This is a genomic window from Kitasatospora sp. NPDC015120, from assembly GCF_043080305.1.
Classification (GTDB): Bacteria; Actinomycetota; Actinomycetes; order Streptomycetales; family Streptomycetaceae; genus Kitasatospora.
In genome coordinates this window covers 1-1122 of record NZ_JBIBVJ010000079.1, presented here as the reverse complement: position 1 = coordinate 1122, position 1122 = coordinate 1, and the positions used below count along the sequence as shown (strand labels likewise).

Below are 1122 nucleotides of genomic sequence, written 5' to 3'. Positions count from 1 at the left end.
ACCCAAGGAAATGGGCATCATCCTCGGCGTCGCGGTGTTGCTCGACGCCTTCCTGATCAGGCTGATCCTGCTCCCGGTCCTGCTCCGGCTGAGCGGTCACGCTGCATGGTGGGCACCGGGCTGGCTGCGCAGAATGTTGCCGTCGATCCGCTTCTCGCACTGACCATTACAACACCTCACGGAGGAATCATGACCGATCCGAACATCACGCATTCGAGCACGTCTGCCGGGTGGCCGATCGAACGTATCGTCCCCGCACTGGCCGCCGGCGTCACCGCGACGGGCCTGACCCTCGGCGAACTCCACGCACCACGGTGGAGGCTGCTCAGCGCCTTCGCCGCCGCGAACCTCGCCCTCTACGCCGCGGTCGGCTGGTGCCCGGCAAGTGCGCTTCTCACCAGAGCGGGCGTACCAAGTCTTCGCCACCCCCGAAGCGGATAGGCACACAATTGCCGCAGTTCGACGAACGGAAGGAATTCTCCACCATGACCATCGCACTCTCGACCACCTTGACCGACACCGACTTCGAGACGGCGGTCACCGCCACCAAAGCAGCACTGTCCGAGCAAGGCTTCGGTGTGCTGACCGAAATTGACATGCAGGCCACCCTGAAAGCCAAACTTGGCACAGACATGGAGAAGTATCTGATCCTAGGCGCGTGCAATCCCACGCTTGCACACCGCGCCGTAGGAATCGTGCGTGAGATCGGCCTGCTACTGCCCTGCAACGTCGTCGTCCGTGCCGACACCACCGCCGGATCGGTCATCGTCGAGGCGATGAACCCGGACCTCATGGTCCAAGTGACGGGCGAACCAGCACTGTCAGATGTCGCGGCCGAGGCCACCACCAAACTCCAAGCCGCCCTGGACACGCTCGGCAGTCGGGATGCAGTGCGCAGTTGATGACGTTGACCCTGGCGCTGGCGCTCGGCCTCACCGTCGGAATCCTGCTCGGTCTCCTCGGAGGCGGTGGATCGATCCTCGCTGTCCCGATCCTCGTGTACGCTCTCGGGTTCCCCCTGCCGGAGGCGATACCGACTTCGCTGTTGGTGATCGGTGTCGCCTCCGCGGTCGGGGTCATCTCCAAGGTGCGGGCGCGGCTCATCGAATGGCGACTCGCGGC

The 1122-nt window shown here is 64.3% G+C and carries 3 protein-coding genes; all 3 read left to right on the top strand.

What is annotated here, in order from left to right; translation table 11 throughout:
- Nucleotides 1-189: 189 nt before the first annotated feature.
- Nucleotides 190-441: a YgaP-like transmembrane domain gene (locus tag ACF1AK_RS36435; protein ID WP_003944652.1), complete on the top strand. Its 252-nt coding sequence runs from the start codon at nt 190-192 to the stop codon at nt 439-441.
- Nucleotides 442-485: 44 nt separating this feature from the next.
- Nucleotides 486-902 carry a DUF302 domain-containing protein gene (locus tag ACF1AK_RS36430; RefSeq protein WP_011133463.1) on the top strand — a complete coding sequence of 139 codons (417 nt, stop codon included), beginning with the start codon at nt 486-488 and terminating at the stop codon, nt 900-902.
- The coding region (locus ACF1AK_RS36425; protein WP_391503092.1) for a TSUP family transporter at nt 902-1122 on the top strand (221 nt) is incomplete at its 3' end. The genes ACF1AK_RS36430 and ACF1AK_RS36425, both read left to right, overlap by 1 nt.